Genomic DNA, 17,554 nt, shown 5'->3' on the forward strand with positions numbered 1-17,554 from the left:
CGGCAGCGTATGCCACCAGTTGCTCGTCTTCTTGACTTCGGTCATCGGTCCAAGGGCCATCGACCCGTTTCACGGAAGCCGCGCCGAAGCTCGGCATCTGCGCTTCCGAGGTTCACGAGGTGCATTCTTGACCCGTCGACTGTTGCCCGCAACCCCAAGGTCGACGGTTGCGCCGATTGCTCGCTGCCAGCGCTGTTGGCGTGACAGCGCGCAGCCGGACGGGCCGGCGGGTTGACAGGCTCACCGATACCGCTGCGCCAGCACCGTCTGCAGCAGCTGCACCACAGCGAACGCATCCTTCAGCTGGCTGCGTTCGAAATTGCTCAGTTCGGCGAGCGACAACATGTTGTCGGCGTCGACCCCCCGGTCCATCTGCCGAGCCTGGTGGCGAATGCGCTGCGTCGACAGGAATTCCAGCGCGTCGCTGAGGTCGCGGGCGCTTTGTTCGCTGATCTCGCCGCCTTGCGTGGCGACGGCCAGCCGGTCGGAGGTATTGACCGCCTCGTGGCCGCCGGCGAGCGCATAGATTCTGGCCAGATCGACGATCGGCACGATGCCGCTGTGTTTCAGGTCGACGACGTCGCGCAGCGGGCCGGCGCGCACCGTCGTGATGTTGCCGAACAGGCTGAGCGGCGGCCGGTGCGTCAGTGCATTGCCGACCATGTACGACAGAAAGATCCGGTTGCCGCGCGTGCGCATCAGCACTTCGCGGCGCAGCTCGTCGAGCAGCTGCGATTGGCCATGAATCGTCCGCAGGTCGAAAAAGACGCAGGTCAGCATCAGTGCCAGGGGTTCGGGCTCGGCGGTCCAGCGCTGGAAATAGTCGGCCCAGCGCCGCTGCGGCTGACGCCAGCGGTCGGTGCGCGCCATCATTTCGCCCGGGCAGTGGACATAACCGCATTCGTGCAGTCCGTCGTTGACACGGATTGCGAGCTCCTTGAAATATCCGCCGTGCGCCGCCTCGTCGTATCGGTCGTCGAGCACCATGCAGTTGTCCTGGTCGCTTTTGGCGGTCTGCTCGCTGCGCGCCTGCGAACCCGCGGCAACCCATGCATAGTCGACCGGCGGCGGGCCAAGTTCGGCTTCGGCGAGCTGCAGCAGGCGCACCGTCAATGCGTCGGTCATCGCGGTGACGATGTGCCCGGTGCTGTAGGCGCTGGCGCCCGATGCCGCCAGGCTGCGCTGCAGCGGCCTGACCCTGGCAGCGGTCTGCACCAGACCGGCGAGGCTGCTCTGCTTGTGGATGTCGCTGGCCAGATACACCGCCGAACTGCTGTGCTGCTCGGTCAGGTCGGTCGCGGTGATCATGCCGACCACGCGCTGGCCGTCGAGCACCGGCACATGGTGGATGTTGTTGCGCGCCATCAGCAGCAGCGCTTCGAACGCCGGCTGGCTGATTTCGATCGTCCACGGCGCCAGCGTCGCGATCTCGATCACGCTGCTGTGCGGGTCGAGGCCGGCGGCGAGCACGCGATTGCGCAGGTCGCGGTCGGTGACCAGACCGAACAGATGCTCCTGCTCGATGAGCATCACCGACGAGACCCGCTGTTCGCGCATCGTTCGTGCGGTCTGCAGGATGGTCGCGGTCGGCGGCAGCGTGACCGGTTCGCGCTTGATCAGGCTGCGCACCGGCCGCGACATCAGGCCGATGTGCGGATCGACCGGCGGCGGCGCTTCGACAGCTTCGGCAACCGCGCCGAGAAAATAACCGAGCACCGGTTGCGCGCTGCACAGCCGACGCAGCTCGTCGATTGCCAGCCAGCCGATCGTCGACGCGGCCGCAGCGGTTGCCGTCCAGGCGGATGGGTCGTCGTGTGGCCCTGCACCGGCGCCAAACAGCTCGTTGCCGCCGAGCGCGATGCAGACCGCTGGATCATCGCGATGGCGCAATTCGACACGGCCGTCGATGATCCAGCCGAGACGTTCGTGCAGCCCGGCGCCGTCGGCCACGGCCTGGCCGGCCGCGATGCCTTCGACGACGAAGCGCTCGGCCAGTGCGTTGCGCGCCGCGTCGTCAAGACGGCCGAACAATGGCTGCCGGCGCAGCATGTCGCCGAGGCTGGCATTCGATGGCAAGAGGCGGGCGTTCGATGGCATCACGAATCGGCAACCGTCGGGTGATGGGGTCGAGTCTCGCTGAAACGGCGGCGGCTGCCAATCGAGCGGCCGCCGTGTTGTGGTGCGAGCGGGCCGCGGGCCAGGGCTTGGACCTGGGTTGTCAGTCTCGTGTCAGTGCCGTGTCAGAGAGCGGTCAGCCAGCAACGCGACAGTCGACTCCTGTCGTTGCGGAGGCCGCGCTTGTCGTTTCGGGAACACCGTCACCGCACCGCCGCGACCGCTGATCGAGCGGGTCAGCGCGGCGTGGCGACGCGCCAGCAGAAGAAGGTGGTCCTCGGCTCGTCGCTCGGCACGGTATTCGAGTGGTACGACTTCTACCTGTACGGGGCACTCGCACCGATCATCGCCAGGCAGTTCTTCAGCGGGCTCGACGCCGGTGCAGCCTTCATCTTTGCGTTGCTCGCCTTTGCGGCCGGTTTTGTCGTGCGCCCGTTCGGCGCGCTGATATTCGGCTATCTCGGCGACATGATCGGTCGCAAATACACCTTCCTGGTGACGATCCTGGTAATGGGGCTGTCGACCTTCATCGTCGGCATCCTGCCGAACCAGGACGCGATCGGCGTCGCCGCGCCGGTGCTGCTGATCGGGCTGCGCCTGTTGCAGGGGCTGGCACTCGGTGGCGAATACGGCGGCGCGGCAATCTATGTCGCCGAACATGCGCCGTTCGGCCGGCGCGGCGAATACACCGCATGGATTCAGACCACCGCGACGCTCGGCCTGCTGTTGTCGCTGGTTGTCATCATCGGCACCCGCAGCATGCTCGGCGAGGATGCCTTTGCCGACTGGGGCTGGCGGATTCCCTTCCTCGGGTCGATCGTGCTGCTGTTCATCAGCGTCTGGATCCGGCTGTCGATGCAGGAATCACCGGCCTTTCGGCGGATCAAGAACGAGGGAACGGCATCGTCCGCGCCGGTGCGCGAGTCATTCACGCAGTGGAAAAACCTGCGCATCGTGCTGATCGCGCTGTTCGGCCTGACCGCCGGCCAGGCGGTGGTCTGGTATACGGGCCAGTTCTATACGCTGTTTTTTCTGACCCAGGCATTGAAGGTCGATCCGGCGACAGCCGGCATCCTGGTTGCGACCTCATTGCTGATCGGTGCGCCGTTTTTTCTGCTGTTCGGCTGGCTGTCGGACCGGATCGGCCGCAAGCCGATCATCATGGCCGGCTGTCTGTTCGCCGCGATCGGCTATTTCCCGCTGTTCGGCGCTTTGACCGCAGCGGCCAATCCCGATCTGGCGCGCGCACTCGACGAGGTGCCGGTAGCGATTCGCGTCGACGCCTCGCGTTGTTCGTTCCAGGGCAATCCGATTGCGCGTGAAACCGACTACCGCAGTTCCTGCGACATCGCCAAACGCACGCTCGCGCAGGCCGGCATCAACTATTCGGTGGTGTCTTCCGCGCCGGGCAGCGACACCATCGTCAAGGTTGGCGAGCTCGAGCTGATTGCGCCGGACGGGCGCATCGATGCCGAGCGCAGCCACGATTTCGACATCGAGAGCCGGGCCGCGATCAACCTGTTCCGCGCCGAGCTCGCCGAAGCGACCCACGGCGCCGGTTATCCGATTGCCGCCGATCCCGACAAGATGAACCGGCCGCTGGTGATCGCGATCTTGAGCCTGCTGGTGATCTTCGTGACGATGGTCTACGGCCCGATCGCCGCGCTGCTGGCCGAACTGTTCCCGACCCGGATCCGCTATACCTCGGTCAGCGTGCCCTACCACCTCGGTAACGGCTGGTTCGGCGGCCTGTTGCCGGCGGTGGCGTTCGGCATGGTGGCGCAAAGCGGCGACATCTACCAGGGTCTTTGGTACCCGGTGATCGTCGCCGCCGCCACCTTCGTGGTTGGCATGCTGCTGGTGCCCGAGACGCGCGACGTCGACCTCGAGCGGATCCGCTGAGCCGGTCAGCCGCCGCGCAGTTCGCCGCGTTCGTTGACGGTCACGGTCGGCCCCGGCGGCGCGCTCATGCGCGCACGGTGCTCGTGACCGCGAAAATCGTAGGTGACATCCCAGTACTGGGTTTGCGCCTGCGCCGGCACCTCGTCGCAGCGCTTGACCTCCTGGCTTTCCTCGCCGCGGCCGATCCGCGCGCCGACTGCCGCACCGGCGACCGCACCGCCGACGGTGGCAATGTCCTTGCCGCTGCCGCCGCCGACCTGGTGGCCGAGGATGCCGCCGAGCAGCGCGCCGGCAATCGCCGCCGGGATGTTCGGATCGTTTTTCTTCACCTGTTCGGTATCGACCCAGCAACGCTGCTCGGGCGTGCCGACGACGGCCCGCACCGATGTCACCCGAGCCTCATACAGCGGCTCGTTGCGCCGCGCCTGGCGGTCATCGTTCGATGTGGGCTCGGACCCGCGCACCGATGCGATGCGGTCGCGGATGCCCATCGATGCGAGCGTCGGATATTTGCCGGGGCGCAGCAGCATGCACTGGCCGCCGTACTGCGGATCGGGGCAGACCTCCCACGACGCACCGACGACCTCGGCCGAGCGAACCCGGCCGTGCAGGCCGGCACGGTAGAAATCGAAGATCGGCTGTGTTGTCTTGTACGACGGGCCGCTCAGCTGTTCTCCCTCATAGAAGGTGATTGCCGGCGCCATCGCGACCGGCGGCGTGGTCTCGAGACGGGCCGACGAGATGCGGTTTTCCAGTCCGACCGAACGCAGGCTCGGATAACGGCCCGGCTGCAGCACGACGCAGCGGCCGCGGAAATCGGCAGCCGGGCAGATCTCCCACGGGCCGCCTTCGACGATCGCCGACGAAGCCCGGTCGTTGAAGCCGAATTGCTCGAACTGGTTGATCGGCCGATCGGTCGAGAACGAACGGCCGGTGAAGCTTTCGTACTCGTAGAAGGTGACCCGGCCAGTACTGTTTGCATCGCCCGGCCGCTGCGGCGCGGCTGCGCTGGTCTGCACTTTACGGACCGACGAGACCTGGTCGTCGAGGCCCAGCGACAGCAGCGACGGATAACGTCCCGGCGCCAGCGTCACGCAGCGGCCGCGATATCGGTCGTCATTGCACAGTTCCCAGGTGCCAGTCGTCACGATCACCGACGAGGCGCTGTCGTTGAAGCCGTAACGCCTGAAATCGTCGACATCGGTCGCTGCGTTGAATGAGGCACCTGCGAAATCAGGGTGTTCGTAGAAAGTCACCGGCGAGGCTGGCAGCGGCGCATAGCGGTTGCTGGCGATGCGCTGGTCGTTGCCGATGGCCTTCACCGACGAGATCCGGTTGTTCAGCCCGATCGCCGACAGCGACGGGTAGCTGCCCGGCCGCAGCACGCTGCAACGGCCACCGAATTGCGGCTGTTCGCAGACTTCCCAGCGGCCTTTTTCGACCACCACCGATGACGCACGGTCGTTGAAACCGAAGCGCCGCAGATTGACGATGTCGCGCTCGGCGATGAAGCTGCGACCGCCGAACTGTTCGTATTCGTGGAAGACGACCTGCGCCGACGCCTGCGCTGCAACTGCGGCAACCGCCGCTGCCAGCACCGATCGAAGGGGTTTGTTCATCGCTGTTCTCCTGGTTCGAAAGCCGTATCCGGGGCCACGCAGCCGGAACCGGCGTGGCAGTGGTCGGTTTCGAGCCTACGAAGCCGCAAGCCTGGCGACAAGCGGTCGGATGCGCGCTGGCGTGTAAATGCAGTCCTACGACTGCGGGCGGATCGCGCCAGGTCTTACAGGAAGCGCTCGAGCAAGCGCCGCGAATGGCGGTCGAGTTCCTTCGGATCCGGAATCCGGTATTGCAGACCGACCGCATCGGCGATCAGCAGCCCGCCATCAGCGAGCCGGCGGATGTCCTCCTCGCCTTTCAGCACCAGTTCGGTCGCACCGCGATCGGTATCGATCGCCCAGTGGCTCGGCGTCGAGAAGGTCGAGACGCTGGCTATGCGCAGGATCGTCGGCAGAAATTCGAGTTCGGCCAGCGCCTCGCGCAGCAGGTCGCGCTGCTGCGCAGGCAGCTCACCGAGCTTCGGAATCCAGCGCCGCTCGTGGCCATCGGTACCGACCAGCGATATCCCGTCCTCCGGAGCGGCGAGCGGAAAGGCGCGCACCGGCATCACCTCTTCGCCGGGCTGGCCGTCGCCGGCCGACAGCATCAGCCGGCCGAAGGCGTCGCGCTGCAGGTCGAAGGCTTGCACGTCGTGGTCGGCTGCACTCATGGCTTTGCGGGGCTGGCCGCGCTTGTCAGCTCGGCTTCGTTGATCAGGCTGTGGCGGCGCTCGTCGTCGTCCGACTCGGTATCGACCTGCCGCACCTGGGCCTGGTAGAGCCGCCAGTAGGCGCCTTCGCGCGCCATCAGTTCATCGTGCGACCCGACCTCGACAACCTCGCCGCGGTCCATCACGACCAGCCGGTCGGCACGTCGCAGCGTCGACAACCGGTGCGCGATCGCGATCGTCGTCCGCCCCTGCACCAGGTTGTCGAGCGCCTTCTGGATTTCCTTCTCGGTCTCGGTATCGACCGACGAGGTCGCTTCGTCGAGGATCAGGATGCGCGGGTCGATCAGCAGCGCGCGGGCGATGCTGATGCGCTGCCGTTCGCCGCCCGACAAGCCCTGGCCGCGCTCGCCGACCAGCGAGTCGTAAGCCATCGGCAGGCGCAGGATGAATTCGTGGGCGTGCGCGGCGCGAGCCGCCGCGACGATTTCCTCGCGGCTGGCGCCGGGCCGGCCATAGGCGATGTTTTCGGCGATCGTGCCGAAAAACAGGAAGGGCTCCTGCAGCACCAGGCCGATGTGGCGACGGTAGTCGGCGACACCGTATTGGCGCAGGTCGTTGCCGTCGACGTGGATGCCGCCTTCGGTGACGTCGTAGAAACGGCAGATCAGGTTGACCAGCGTGCTTTTGCCGGAGCCGCTGTGGCCGACCAGTCCGATCATCTCGCCGGGCCGGATATCGAGGTTGAGGTCGCGGATCACCGAGCGGCTGCCATAACGGAAGCCGACGTGGCGCAGTTCGATCCGGCCCTGCATCGCGGTCAGCGGCAGCGGCCGCGCCGGTTCCGGCACATTCGAGACATGGTCGAGGATGTCGAAGATGCGTTTCGCGCCGGCCGCCGCCTTCTGCGTCACCGAGACGATGCGGCTCATCGAATCGAGCCGGGTATAGAAGCGGCCGATGTAGGCGATGAAGGCGGTCAGCACGCCGACGGTGATCTCGTTGCGCGCGACCAGCCAGATGCCGAACGCCCAGACCACGAGCAGGCCGATCTCGGTCAGCAGCGAAACGGTCGGCGTGAACAGGCTCCAGATCGAATTGAGCTTGTCGTTGACCAGCAGGTTGTGCCGGTTTGCGTCGCGGAAGCGCTGCGCCTCGCGTTTTTCCTGGGCGAACGCCTTGACGACGCGGATGCCGGGAATCGTGTCGGCCAGCACATTGGTGACCTCCGACCAGACGCGGTCGATCTTCTCGAAGCCGGTGCGCAGCTTGTCGCGAACGACGTGGATCATCCAGGCGATGAACGGCAGCGGCAGCAGCGTCACCGCGGCCAGCCACGGGTTGATCGAGATCAGGATCACCGCGGTCATGCCGATCATCAACACGTCGGTCGCGAAATCGAGCGCATGCAGCGACAGGAAGACGCAGATGCGGTCGGTTTCGGACCCGATGCGCGCCATCAGGTCGCCGGTGCGCTTGCCGCCGAAATAGTCGAGCGACAGCTGCAGCAGATGGTCGAAGGTCGCGGTGCGCAGGTCGGCGCCGATCCGTTCGGAGACCAGCGCGAGCAGCCAGGTGCGGGCCCAGCCGAGGCCCCAAGCGGCGAGTGCCGCGGCGAGCAGCCCGGCGAGCAGCCAGGCAACCTTCATCGGATCGATCTGCTGGCCGTTCTGGAACGGGATCAGCACATCGTCCATCAGCGGGATCGTCAGGTAGGGCGGCACCAGCGTCGCCGCGGTCGACGCCAGTGTCAACGCAAAACCGGCCGCCAGCTGGCCGCGGTAGGGCTTTGCGAAGCGGCCGAGCCGCAGCAGCACCCAGGTCGACGGCGGCGCATTCGCCTCGCGGTTGCACAACGGGCATTCGTCGCTGTCGGGTGGCAGCGGCGCGCTGCAGGTCGGGCAGCGCGCGGTGTCGTCGGCCGGCGCCGCCTCGCCGGCCAGCCGGCTTTTCTGCAGCGCATTGAAGCTGGCGAGCAGCCGCAGCGCCTGCACATTGCGGCCAAGCGTGAAGCGCCAGCGCGCCAGCCGGGCACTGGCATCGCGCAGCTCCAGCGTGCCGATACCGGCATGGTCGCTGTGCAGCAGTTGCAACTCGTTACGCAATGGCCACTCGACCCAGTGCCCGCTGCCCGCGTCGTTGGCAAGCAACCGCCGCTCTGTCAGCACCAGTTCGGAGGTCGCAAAGCGGCCGTTTGCGTCCAAGTCAACCTGAAGCCGTGCCAGTACGTTTTCATCGCTCGCGAGCTGGTCGTGCAGTGGCGCCAGAGGGGCGTCCGGGAGCAGTTCAGGGGATTCGGCGCTATGAAGACTGGACATGAGAAGCGGTTGGGGCATCACGATCGGCGGCCGACTTCCGGCCGGGTTTCGTGAGGGTCGCGGATTCTCGCCGAAGCGGCGCCGGAATTTCGCGCGCGACTTCTACACCGTGGTACCCGCTCGGACATTCTGCACGCCCGCCACGGCCGCACAATCGGGTATCGTCGGTGGTACGTATTGGCGGCCCCGTCTCGATGACCATGAACAAGAAGCCAGATATCCAGCTGCTTCGCGTGACCTATTTGCGCGGGCCCAATGTCTGGACCTACCGCCCGGCACTCGAGGTCTGGCTCGATCTCGGTGAACTCGAGGACTTCCCGTCCAACCTGCTGCCCGGCTTCAACGAGCGGCTGCTGGCGATGCTGCCGGCGCTTGGCGAACACCATTGCGGCGTCGGCGAACCCGGCGGTTTTCTGCAGCGCCTGACCGAAGGCACCTGGGCCGGCCATGTGCTGGAGCATGTCGTGATCGAGCTGCTGAACCTGGCCGGGATGCCGACCGGTTTCGGCCAGACGCGCAGCACCTCGCAACGCGGCGTCTACCGGATGGTGTTCCGTGCCCGCGACGAAAAGGTCGCCCGCGAGGCGCTGATGCATGGCCACCGCCTGCTGATGGCCGCGATCAATGACGAGCCCTGCGATGTTGCGGCAATGGTCGAGCAGGTGCGCGAACGGATCGAGGAGTGTTATCTCGGCCCGAGCACCGCCTGCATCGTCGCCGCGGCGACCGACCGCAAGATTCCGCACATCCGGCTGAACGACGGCAACCTGGTGCAGCTCGGTTATGGCGGCAGCCAGCGCCGCATCTGGACCGCCGAGACCGACCGCACCAGCGCGATCGCCGAGGGCATTGCGCACGACAAGGACCTGACGAAACGGCTGCTGAAGGCCTGCGGCGTGCCGGTGCCCGAAGGTGAAGTCGTCGACAGCGCCGATGCCGCGTGGGAAGCCGCGCAGGACATCGGCCTGCCGGTCGTCGTCAAGCCTTCCGACGGCAACCATGGCCGCGGCGTCACGCTCGAATTGTCGACCCGCGAAGACATCGCCGCCGCCTACGACGTCGCCAATGCCCAGGGCAGCGAGGTGATCGTCGAGCGTTATCTGCGTGGCCTCGAGCACCGGTTGCTGGTCGTCGGCGGCGAGGTGGTCGCAGCGGCCCGCGGCGACGCCGCCTGGGTGATCGGCGACGGCAAGTCGACGGTGACCGCTCTGGTCGATGCGCAGATCAACAGCGATCCGCGGCGCGGCCCGACCGAGGATTTCCCGCTCGGCGAGATCAAGTTGTCGGGCGACCGGCCCGATGACGTCGTGCTGCTCGATCTGCAGCGCCAGGGCCTGACGCCGGACAGCGTGCCGGCATCCGGCCAGCGCGTGCTGATCCAGCGCAATGGCAATGTCGCGGTCGATTGCACCGATGAAGTCCATCCCGAGGTCGCCCGCGCGGTGACGCTGGCCGCACGCGTCGTCGGCCTCGACATCGCCGGCGTCGATCTGGTTGCTGCCGACATCGGCCGCCCGTTGCATGAGCAGGGCGGCGGCATCGTCGAAGTCAATGCCGGCCCCGGCCTGCTGATGCACCTGAAACCGGCTCAGGGTTCGCCAAGGCCGGTCGGCCGGGCGATCGTCGATCATCTGTTCGACGAGGACGAAAGCGGTCGCATCCCGATCATCGGCATCGCCGGCTCGCGTGATGGCGCGTCGATTGCGCGGGTCGTCGCCTGGCTGCTGCAACTCAGCGGCCGCCATGTCGGGCTGGCCTGCCGCAGTGGCCTGTTCCTCGATCACCGCCGCGTCGATGCCGGCGATTGCGCCCATTTCGAGCCGGCGCACCGGCTGCTGATGAACCGCAACGTGCAGGCCGTCGTGATCGAGAACGACGCCCGCGCGATCCTCGACGACGGACTGGCCTACGACCGCTGCAAGGTCGGCATCGTCACCGATTGCGCGTTCGATCCGGCCGCTGCTGCGGCGCTCGAGAACCACGATATCCGCAGCGCCGAGCAGATGCCGCGGGTGCTGCGCACGCAGGTCGACGTCGTGCTCGACGACGGCGTCGCGGTGCTCAATGCCGGCGATCCGGCGGTCGCCGAGATGGCATCGCTGTGTGACGGCGAGGTGATCTTTTATGCCGCCGACGCCGCAGCCGCAGCCTCCGAGACTTTGACGGCGCACCGCGCCGCCGGCGGGCGCGCGGTGCTGATGCGCGCCGGACGGCTGGTGCTGGCTACCGGCAACCAGGAAGTGCTGTTGGCCGACCCGTCGATGTACCGGCGTGGCCGTCGCGAAACGCCGGGTCTGCCGGCATCGACACAAGCCGCCGCGGCAGCCGCTGCCTGGGCGGTCGGCATTTCGCCTGATCTGATTGCCGCCGGCATCGAGACCTTCGATGCCGATCCCTCCGACCTGCCGCCAGTCGCCGCGCCGCATGTCGCGAAGGCGGCTGCGGCTTCACGGCTGCCGCCGCGCGCCAGTTGACCGACGCCGCCGCGATTGCGGCGGCACTTGCCTGAGAGCCTGCTGATGGAAGTTTCCCGCATCCGCGCGCTGCGCGGCCCCAACCTGTGGAGCCGGCATACCGCGATCGAAGCGATCGTCTCCTGTGATCCCGCGGAAACCTCGATCGCCGACATTCCCGGCTTCGAAGGCCGATTGCGGGCGCTGTTTCCGGCGATCGGCGCGTTGCGCCCCGGCGGCTTTGTCGGTTCGACCAGCCTTGCGCAGGTGCTGGAGTCGGCCGCACTCGGCCTGCAGGCGCAGGCCGGTTGTCCGGTCACCTTCAGCCGCACCGCGACGACGCTGGATCCGGGTGTCTACCAGGTGATCGTCGAATACAGCGAGGAGGCGGTTGGCCGCCTCGCGTTCAAGCTGGCGCTCGAACTGCTGACGGCGGCCCGCCTCGACCGCAGCTTCGATGCCGCGGCGGCGATAGCGCAGCTGCGCGAGACCGACGAAGACCAGCGCCTCGGGCCGAGCACCGGCGCGATCGTCGAAGCCGCCGAAGCGCGCGGCATTCCGTGGCGGCGGTTGACCGAAGGCAGCCTGGTCCAGTTCGGCTGGGGTTCGCGCCAGCGCCGCATCCAGGCCGCCGAGGTCGATTCGACCAGCGCGGTGTCCGAATCGATTGCGCAGGACAAGGACCTGACGAAGAAGCTGCTGCATGTGGCCGGCGTGCCGGTGCCGATCGGCCGCCCGGTCGATACGCTCGACGAGGCTTGGCAGGCGGCGCTCGAGATCGGGCTGCCGGTGGTCGTCAAGCCGCAGGACGGCCGCCAGGGCATGGGCGTGACCGTCAACATCGTGACCCGCGACCACCTCGAGATTGCATTCCGCGCGGCGGCCGAACATGGCCAGGTGATGGTCGAGAAATTCCTGCCCGGCAACGACTTCCGGGTGCTCGTCGTCGGCAAGCAGATGGTCGCCGCCGCGCGCCGCGACCCGCCGCAGGTGATCGGCGACGGCGAACACACCGTGCGCCAGCTGATCGATGAAGTGAATACCGATCCGCGCCGCGGCGAAGGCCATGCGACCTCGCTGACCAAGATGCGGCTCGACGAGATCGCGCTGGCACGGCTCGGCGTGCAGGGGCTGACGCCGGATTCGGTGCCGGAGAAGGGCCGGCGCGTGATCCTGCGCAACAACGCCAATCTGAGCACCGGCGGCAGCGCCACCGATGTCACCGACGACGTCCATCCGGAACTCGCGGCCCGCGCCGTCGATGCGGCCGAGATGATCGGGCTGCACATCTGCGGCGTCGACATCGTCTGCGAATCGGTGCTGAGGCCACTCGAGGAGCAGCAGGGCGGCATCGTCGAGGTCAATGCGGCACCGGGTCTGCGCATGCACCTGACGCCGTCGTTCGGCAAGGGCAGGGCGGTCGGCGAGGCGATCGTCGGCGACATGTTTGCGCCCGGCGAGGATGGCCGGATTCCGGTCATCGCGGTGACCGGCACCAATGGCAAGACGACGGTGACGCGGCTGATCGCGCACATCCTCGCCAGCGAGGGGCTGCGGGTCGGCATGACCAATACCGACGGTGTCTATATAGAGGGCCGGCAGATCGACAGCGGCGACTGCAGCGGCCCGAAAAGCGCGCGCAACGTGCTGCTCAATCCGGAGGTCGATGCGGCGGTATTCGAGACCGCGCGCGGCGGCATCCTGCGCGAGGGCCTGGGCTTCGACCGTTGCCAGGCGGCGGTCGTCACCAACATCGGCGCCGGCGACCATCTCGGGCTGAACTACATCACGACTGTCGAGGACCTCGCGGTGCTGAAGCGGGTGATCGTGCAGAACGTCGCCGATGACGGCTTCGGCGTGCTCAATGCGGCCGACCCGGTGGTGGCCGCGATGGCCGCGGTCTGCCCCGGCGAGGTGATTTTTTTTGCTGCCGACCGGCTGCATCCGGTGATGGCGACACACCGCGCGCAAGGCAAGCGGGCGGTCTTCGTCGAGGGCGACGACATCGTCGCCGCCGAAGGCGCGTGGCGTGAACGGATTCCGCTGCGCGACATCCCGCTGACGCGCAACGGCAGCATCGGATTCCAGGTCGACAACGCAATGGCGTCGATCGCCGCGGCGTGGGCGATCGGCCTCGGCTGGGAAACGATCCGCAGCGGCCTGGCCAGCTTCGTCAACGATGCGAACAATGCGCCGGGCCGCTTCAACGTGATGGACTGCCGTGGCGCGACGGTGATCGCCGACTATGGCCACAACCCGGATGCGATGCGCGCGCTGGTCGCGGCGGTCGAGGCGATGCCGGCCAGCGACGGCCAGCGGCGTTCGGTCGTGATCAGTGGCGCCGGCGATCGCCGCGACGAGGACATCCGCGAACAGACGCTGATCCTCGGCGCCGCCTTCGACGACGTGCTGCTGTACCAGGATGCGGCGCAGCGCGGCCGCGCCGACGGCGAGGTGATCGCGCTGCTGCGCGAAGGGCTGAAGGGCGCGTCACGGACCAGCCACGTCGAGGAAATCACCGGCGAGTTTGTCGCGATCGACCGTGCGCTCGAGCGGCTGCGCCCGGGCGACCTGTGCCTGGTGCTGATCGACCAGGTCGATGAGGCGCTGGCGCACCTGAAGAAGCGGATCGCCGAGCCGGCCGTCGCCTGAGCGGCGACATGCAGGACCGCCGATGCCGCCTCAGGCGTCGGCGAACAGCCCCTTGTGCTGATCCCGCAGCAGGTTCTTCTGGACCTTGCCCATCGTGTTGCGCGGCAGGTCGTCGACGACGAAGACCTGCTTCGGCACCTTGAAATTCGCAATCTTCGATTTCAGCTGTGCGGTCAGCGATGCCGGGTCGAGGCTCGCACCGGGCCGGGCAACAACGATCGCGACGACGGCCTCGCCGAAATCGCGGTGCGGCGCGCCGATCACCGCGCTTTCGGCAACGCCCTCCATCTCGTTCAGATAACCCTCGATCTCGGCCGGGTAGACGTTGTAGCCGCCGCTGATGATCAGGTCCTTGCTGCGCCCGACGATGTGCACATAGCCGCGCTCGTCGATCTTGCCGACGTCGCCGGTCTTGAACCAGCCGTCGTCGGTGAACTCCTCGCGGGTCTTTTCCGGCATCCGCCAGTAGCCCTTGAAGATGTTCGGGCCGCTGACCTCGATGCCGCCGATCTCGCCGTCGGTACGCAGCGTGCCGTCGTCGCCGCGGATGCGCACGCCGACACCGGGCAGCGGAAACCCGACCGTGCCGCCGCGCCGCTCGCCGTCCTCGGCGCGATACGGGTTCGAGGTCAGCATCGCGGTCTCGCTCATGCCGTAGCGCTCGAGGATGGTGTGGCCGGTGCGCTGCTCGAATTCGCGGAAGGTGTCGATCAGCAGCGGCGCCGAACCGGCGACGAACAGCCGCATGTTGCGACAGGCCTCGCGGGTCAGGCCCGGCTCGGCAAGCAGCCGTACGTACAGCGTCGGCACGCCCATGAAGACGGTCGCATCGGGCAGCCGCTCGACGACCTTGCGCGGGTCGAATTTCGAGAACCAGATCATCTTGCTGCCGTTCAGCAGCGCGCCGTGCGACGCGACGAACAGGCCGTGCACATGGAAGATCGGCAACACGTGGATCAGCACGTCGCCATCGCGCCAGCCCCAGTACTGCTGCAGCGTGCGGGCATTCGACGCGAGGTTGTCGTGGCTCAGCATCGCGCCCTTGCTGCGCCCGGTCGTGCCGCTGGTATAGAGGATCGCGGCCAGGTCGTCGCGCGAGCGTTGCGCCGGCTCGTGAATGTCCGAGTGGTGGGCCGCGCGCTCGAGCAGCGAGCCGGTCCGGTCTTCATTCAGCGTGAAGACATGGGCGGTGCCGGCGCTGAACGCGATGCGGCTGATCCAGCTGAAATTCTTCGCCGAGCAGACGACGACGCTCGGCTCGGCATTGCCGATGAAGTATTCGATCTCGCTGCTCTGGTAGGCGGTATTCAGCGGCAGGTAGACGAAGCCGGCGCGCAGCACCGCGAGGTACAGCAGCAGCGCCTCGACCGATTTTTCGGTCTGCACCGCGATCCGTGCACCGGCCGGCAGCTCGAGCGATTCGAACAGATTCGCAAGCATCGCGGTCGAGCGCTCGATGTCGCGCCAGCTGTAGCGCAGCGGGGGGCCGTCGCCGGTTTCGATCGCGGTGCGGTCGAGGTCGGCCGGAAAACCACCGCGCAGAGTGACAAACAGATTCGCATTGCCGTCGGCGGCGGCGGCCTGCATCGCGGCCGGATTCGGTTGGGTCGTCATGTTCTGCATGCGATGGTCTGGTTGCTGGCGATGCTTCAGCGCCCGAAGCGCGGCGGCCGCCGGTTGATGAAGGCCGTGACACCTTCGCGGTGTTCGGCACTGTCGGCATAACGGTAATGTGCCAGCCGCTCTGCGGCATCGGGCCCGCCGCGCGCGATCTGCCGCAACGTGCGCTTGTTGATGCGCGCCGCCTGCGGAGCGAGTTTGTGCAGCGCTTGTGCGCGGGCCTGCGTCACCGCAGCGACGTCGGCATCGGCCGTCACCTGGTGCACCAGGCCGCAGCGCAATGCGGTCGCTGCATCGATCAGCCGCGCCTCGAGCAGCATCTCGCGCAGCACCGCCTGCGGCGCGATACCGCACATCAGCTGCAGTTCGCCCGGCGCCATCGGAAAACCGAGCCTGCCGATCGGCGCGCCGAAGCGGCTCGTCTCGCCGCAGATGCGGATGTCGCAGCAGGCGGCGATCTCGAGCCCCCCGCCGACGCAGGCGCCGTCGATCTGCGCAAACAGCGGAATGTCGCAGTTGCGGATCGCGTCCAGCGCCGGGCCGACGATCTGCTCGTGGAAGTCGCGCAGCCGCTCCTCGTCGAAGCGGAATTCGGCAAACTCGGCAATGTCGCCGCCGGCGGCAAACTGGCCATTGGCGCCGCTGACGATTACCGCGATCGGTGCGCTGTCGGCGGGCATTGCCTGCAACTCCTCGAAACCGGTGCGCAGCGTCTGCCACATCGCGATGTCGATCGCATTGAGCTTGCCCGGATTCGCGAGCACGACCCGTGCGACACCGTCCGATGCCGGCTCGAAGCGGACCTCGCCTGCGCGTCCGGCCTGTCGGCCTTGCTGCGTATCGGTCATCACGTCAGATCAGCGACGCGACCGCGCGCGAATGGACGACCTCGCCCTGCACGAATTTCTCGTGGCTGGTCTCGATGCGGTTCAGGTCGTAGAGGTAGTTGACCATCAGGCCGTGGCTCTGCTTGATGCCGTTGCGCGACATGTTGCCGCGCGGGTTCAGCCGTTCGAGCCGCGCGCCGTTGTCGAGGTGGAAACGGGCCACCGGATCGCCGTCGCTGGTCGGCGTGACATAGAGCAGGTAGGCCGCGCACAACGCGAGCAGCGCGGCTTCGCCGTCCTTGTCGAGCTTGTCGACGCCGGTTGCGGTGTTCAGAGCCGACAGTTCGGGGCCGGCGATTTCCTCCAGTCGCTGCCGCGCGGCCAGCAATGTTTCGCCGGCGCCGCGTTTCAGCCCGGGCAACTGGTCCAGCTGCGGCTTGCGCGCCAGCCAGGCGGCAAAACCCGGGATCGGCGACAAGGTGCAATAGGTCTTGATCTGCGGCAGTTCGCTGTTCAGGTGTTCGGCAACGCGCTTGATCAGGAAGTTGCCGAGCGAGACGCCGCGCAGCCCCGGCTCGCAGTTGCTGATCGAATAGAAGGCCGCGACCTTCGAATCGGTGATCGGTTGAGCCTTCGAGGTCTTGTTGATCAGCGGCGCGATTGCCGCCGGCATCTCCGGCAGCAGCGCCACCTCGACGAAGATCAGCGGCTCGTCCGGCAGCTGCGGGTGGAAGAAGGCAAACAGCCGACGGTCCGGCTCGAGCCGCCGGCGCAAGTCGTCCCAGCCGTCGACCTCATGCACCGCCTCGTGGTGGATCACCTTCTCGAGCAGCCGCGCCGGCGAATTCCAGTCGACCTTGCGCATCTGCAGAAAGCCCGGATTGAACCAGCTCGACAACAGATGGAACAGGTCGGCCTCGACCGCGCGCAGGTCCTTCTGCGCGCGAAAGCGCCCGAGCAGCGCCCGCCGCAGCCGCAGCAGCGCCGCCGTGCCGCCCGGCGCCCGGTTGATGCGGCGAAACAGCTCCTGGCGCACCGGCTCGGCGACCTGCGTCAACGCCATCTGGCTTTGTGCATTCGGATTTGCCGCATAGGCCTGCGCGGCGGTCAGCACCGCCAACGGATCGGGGCTGAAATCGCGCGCCAGGCTGTCGAAAAAACCTTTTTCCTGTTCTTCCGGCAGCGCCTCGAGCCGCTCGACCAGGCTGGCCGCAATCGCGACGCTGTTCGCCTCGCCGCGTTCCGACAACAGGCTGTTGCAGTCGGCAAGCAGCTTGCGCACCGCGCGTTCGTTGCCAGCTCGGCGGGCCGCCTGGCGCAATTCATCGAGCACTGAAATTCCTCCTGCGGAACGCGCACTGCGCTTCGGGTGCGACATCTTATCGGCTGCGGAACCGGTGC

General features: G+C 67.2%; 10 protein-coding genes. 3 read left to right on the forward strand and 7 right to left on the reverse strand.

What is annotated here, in order from left to right:
* Positions 1–240: 240 nt before the first annotated feature.
* Positions 241–2,097, reverse strand: a complete 1,857-nt coding sequence (locus ACNH6H_RS14185; protein ID WP_418318535.1) for a DUF294 nucleotidyltransferase-like domain-containing protein — start codon at positions 2,095–2,097, stop codon at positions 241–243.
* Positions 2,098–2,361: 264 nt separating this feature from the next.
* On the opposite strand from ACNH6H_RS14185, the gene ACNH6H_RS14190 reads away from it, so the two are divergent.
* Complete coding sequence (locus ACNH6H_RS14190; RefSeq protein ID WP_418318536.1) at positions 2,362–4,017, forward strand: MFS transporter; 1,656 nt, start codon at positions 2,362–2,364, stop codon at positions 4,015–4,017.
* A 5-nt stretch (positions 4,018–4,022) separates the two neighbouring features.
* On the opposite strand, the gene ACNH6H_RS14195 is transcribed toward ACNH6H_RS14190, so the two are convergent.
* The 3 genes from ACNH6H_RS14195 to ACNH6H_RS14205 all read right to left on the reverse strand — a co-directional run bounded on the left by ACNH6H_RS14195 (position 4,023) and on the right by ACNH6H_RS14205 (position 8,601).
* Positions 4,023–5,636: a beta/gamma crystallin-related protein gene (locus ACNH6H_RS14195; RefSeq protein WP_418318538.1), complete on the reverse strand. Its 1,614-nt coding sequence runs from the start codon at positions 5,634–5,636 to the stop codon at positions 4,023–4,025.
* Between the two features lie 164 nt (positions 5,637–5,800).
* On the reverse strand, positions 5,801–6,286 hold the full coding sequence (locus tag ACNH6H_RS14200; RefSeq protein WP_418318540.1) for a DUF1854 domain-containing protein: 486 nt from the start codon (positions 6,284–6,286) through the stop codon (positions 5,801–5,803).
* Positions 6,283–8,601 (reverse strand): ABC transporter ATP-binding protein, encoded by a 2,319-nt coding sequence (locus ACNH6H_RS14205; protein ID WP_418318542.1) that lies wholly within the window; start codon positions 8,599–8,601, stop codon positions 6,283–6,285. The genes ACNH6H_RS14200 and ACNH6H_RS14205 overlap by 4 nt, the downstream gene beginning before the upstream one ends.
* Before the next feature lie 200 nt (positions 8,602–8,801).
* Here ACNH6H_RS14205 and cphA (ACNH6H_RS14210) point away from each other — a divergent pair, with 200 nt between their 5' ends.
* Both cphA (ACNH6H_RS14210) and cphA (ACNH6H_RS14215) read left to right on the forward strand, forming a co-directional pair.
* Positions 8,802–11,075 carry a cyanophycin synthetase gene (gene cphA / locus ACNH6H_RS14210; protein ID WP_418318544.1) on the forward strand — a complete coding sequence of 758 codons (2,274 nt, stop codon included), beginning with the start codon at positions 8,802–8,804 and terminating at the stop codon, positions 11,073–11,075.
* A gap of 45 nt (positions 11,076–11,120) precedes the next feature.
* A complete protein-coding gene (gene cphA, locus ACNH6H_RS14215) occupies positions 11,121–13,706 on the forward strand; it encodes a cyanophycin synthetase (protein WP_418318546.1) in 2,586 nt (861 codons plus the stop codon).
* Positions 13,707–13,736: 30 nt separating this feature from the next.
* On the opposite strand, the gene ACNH6H_RS14220 is transcribed toward cphA (ACNH6H_RS14215), so the two are convergent.
* Genes ACNH6H_RS14220 through ACNH6H_RS14230 form a run of 3 tightly spaced genes read right to left on the reverse strand, consistent with a single transcriptional unit; the run spans position 13,737 to position 17,486 of the window.
* Positions 13,737–15,320: a malonate--CoA ligase gene (locus ACNH6H_RS14220; RefSeq protein WP_418318548.1), complete on the reverse strand. Its 1,584-nt coding sequence runs from the start codon at positions 15,318–15,320 to the stop codon at positions 13,737–13,739.
* A gap of 35 nt (positions 15,321–15,355) precedes the next feature.
* Positions 15,356–16,174, reverse strand: a complete 819-nt coding sequence (locus ACNH6H_RS14225; protein WP_418318550.1) for an enoyl-CoA hydratase/isomerase family protein — start codon at positions 16,172–16,174, stop codon at positions 15,356–15,358.
* Between the two features lie 4 nt (positions 16,175–16,178).
* Positions 16,179–17,486 (reverse strand): malonyl-CoA decarboxylase domain-containing protein, encoded by a 1,308-nt coding sequence (locus ACNH6H_RS14230; RefSeq protein WP_418318551.1) that lies wholly within the window; start codon positions 17,484–17,486, stop codon positions 16,179–16,181.
* Between the last annotated feature and the right edge of the window lie 68 nt (positions 17,487–17,554).

Source organism: Pseudideonella sakaiensis (assembly GCF_048320135.1).
Lineage (GTDB): Bacteria > Pseudomonadota > Gammaproteobacteria > Burkholderiales > Burkholderiaceae_C > Ideonella_A > Ideonella_A sakaiensis_A.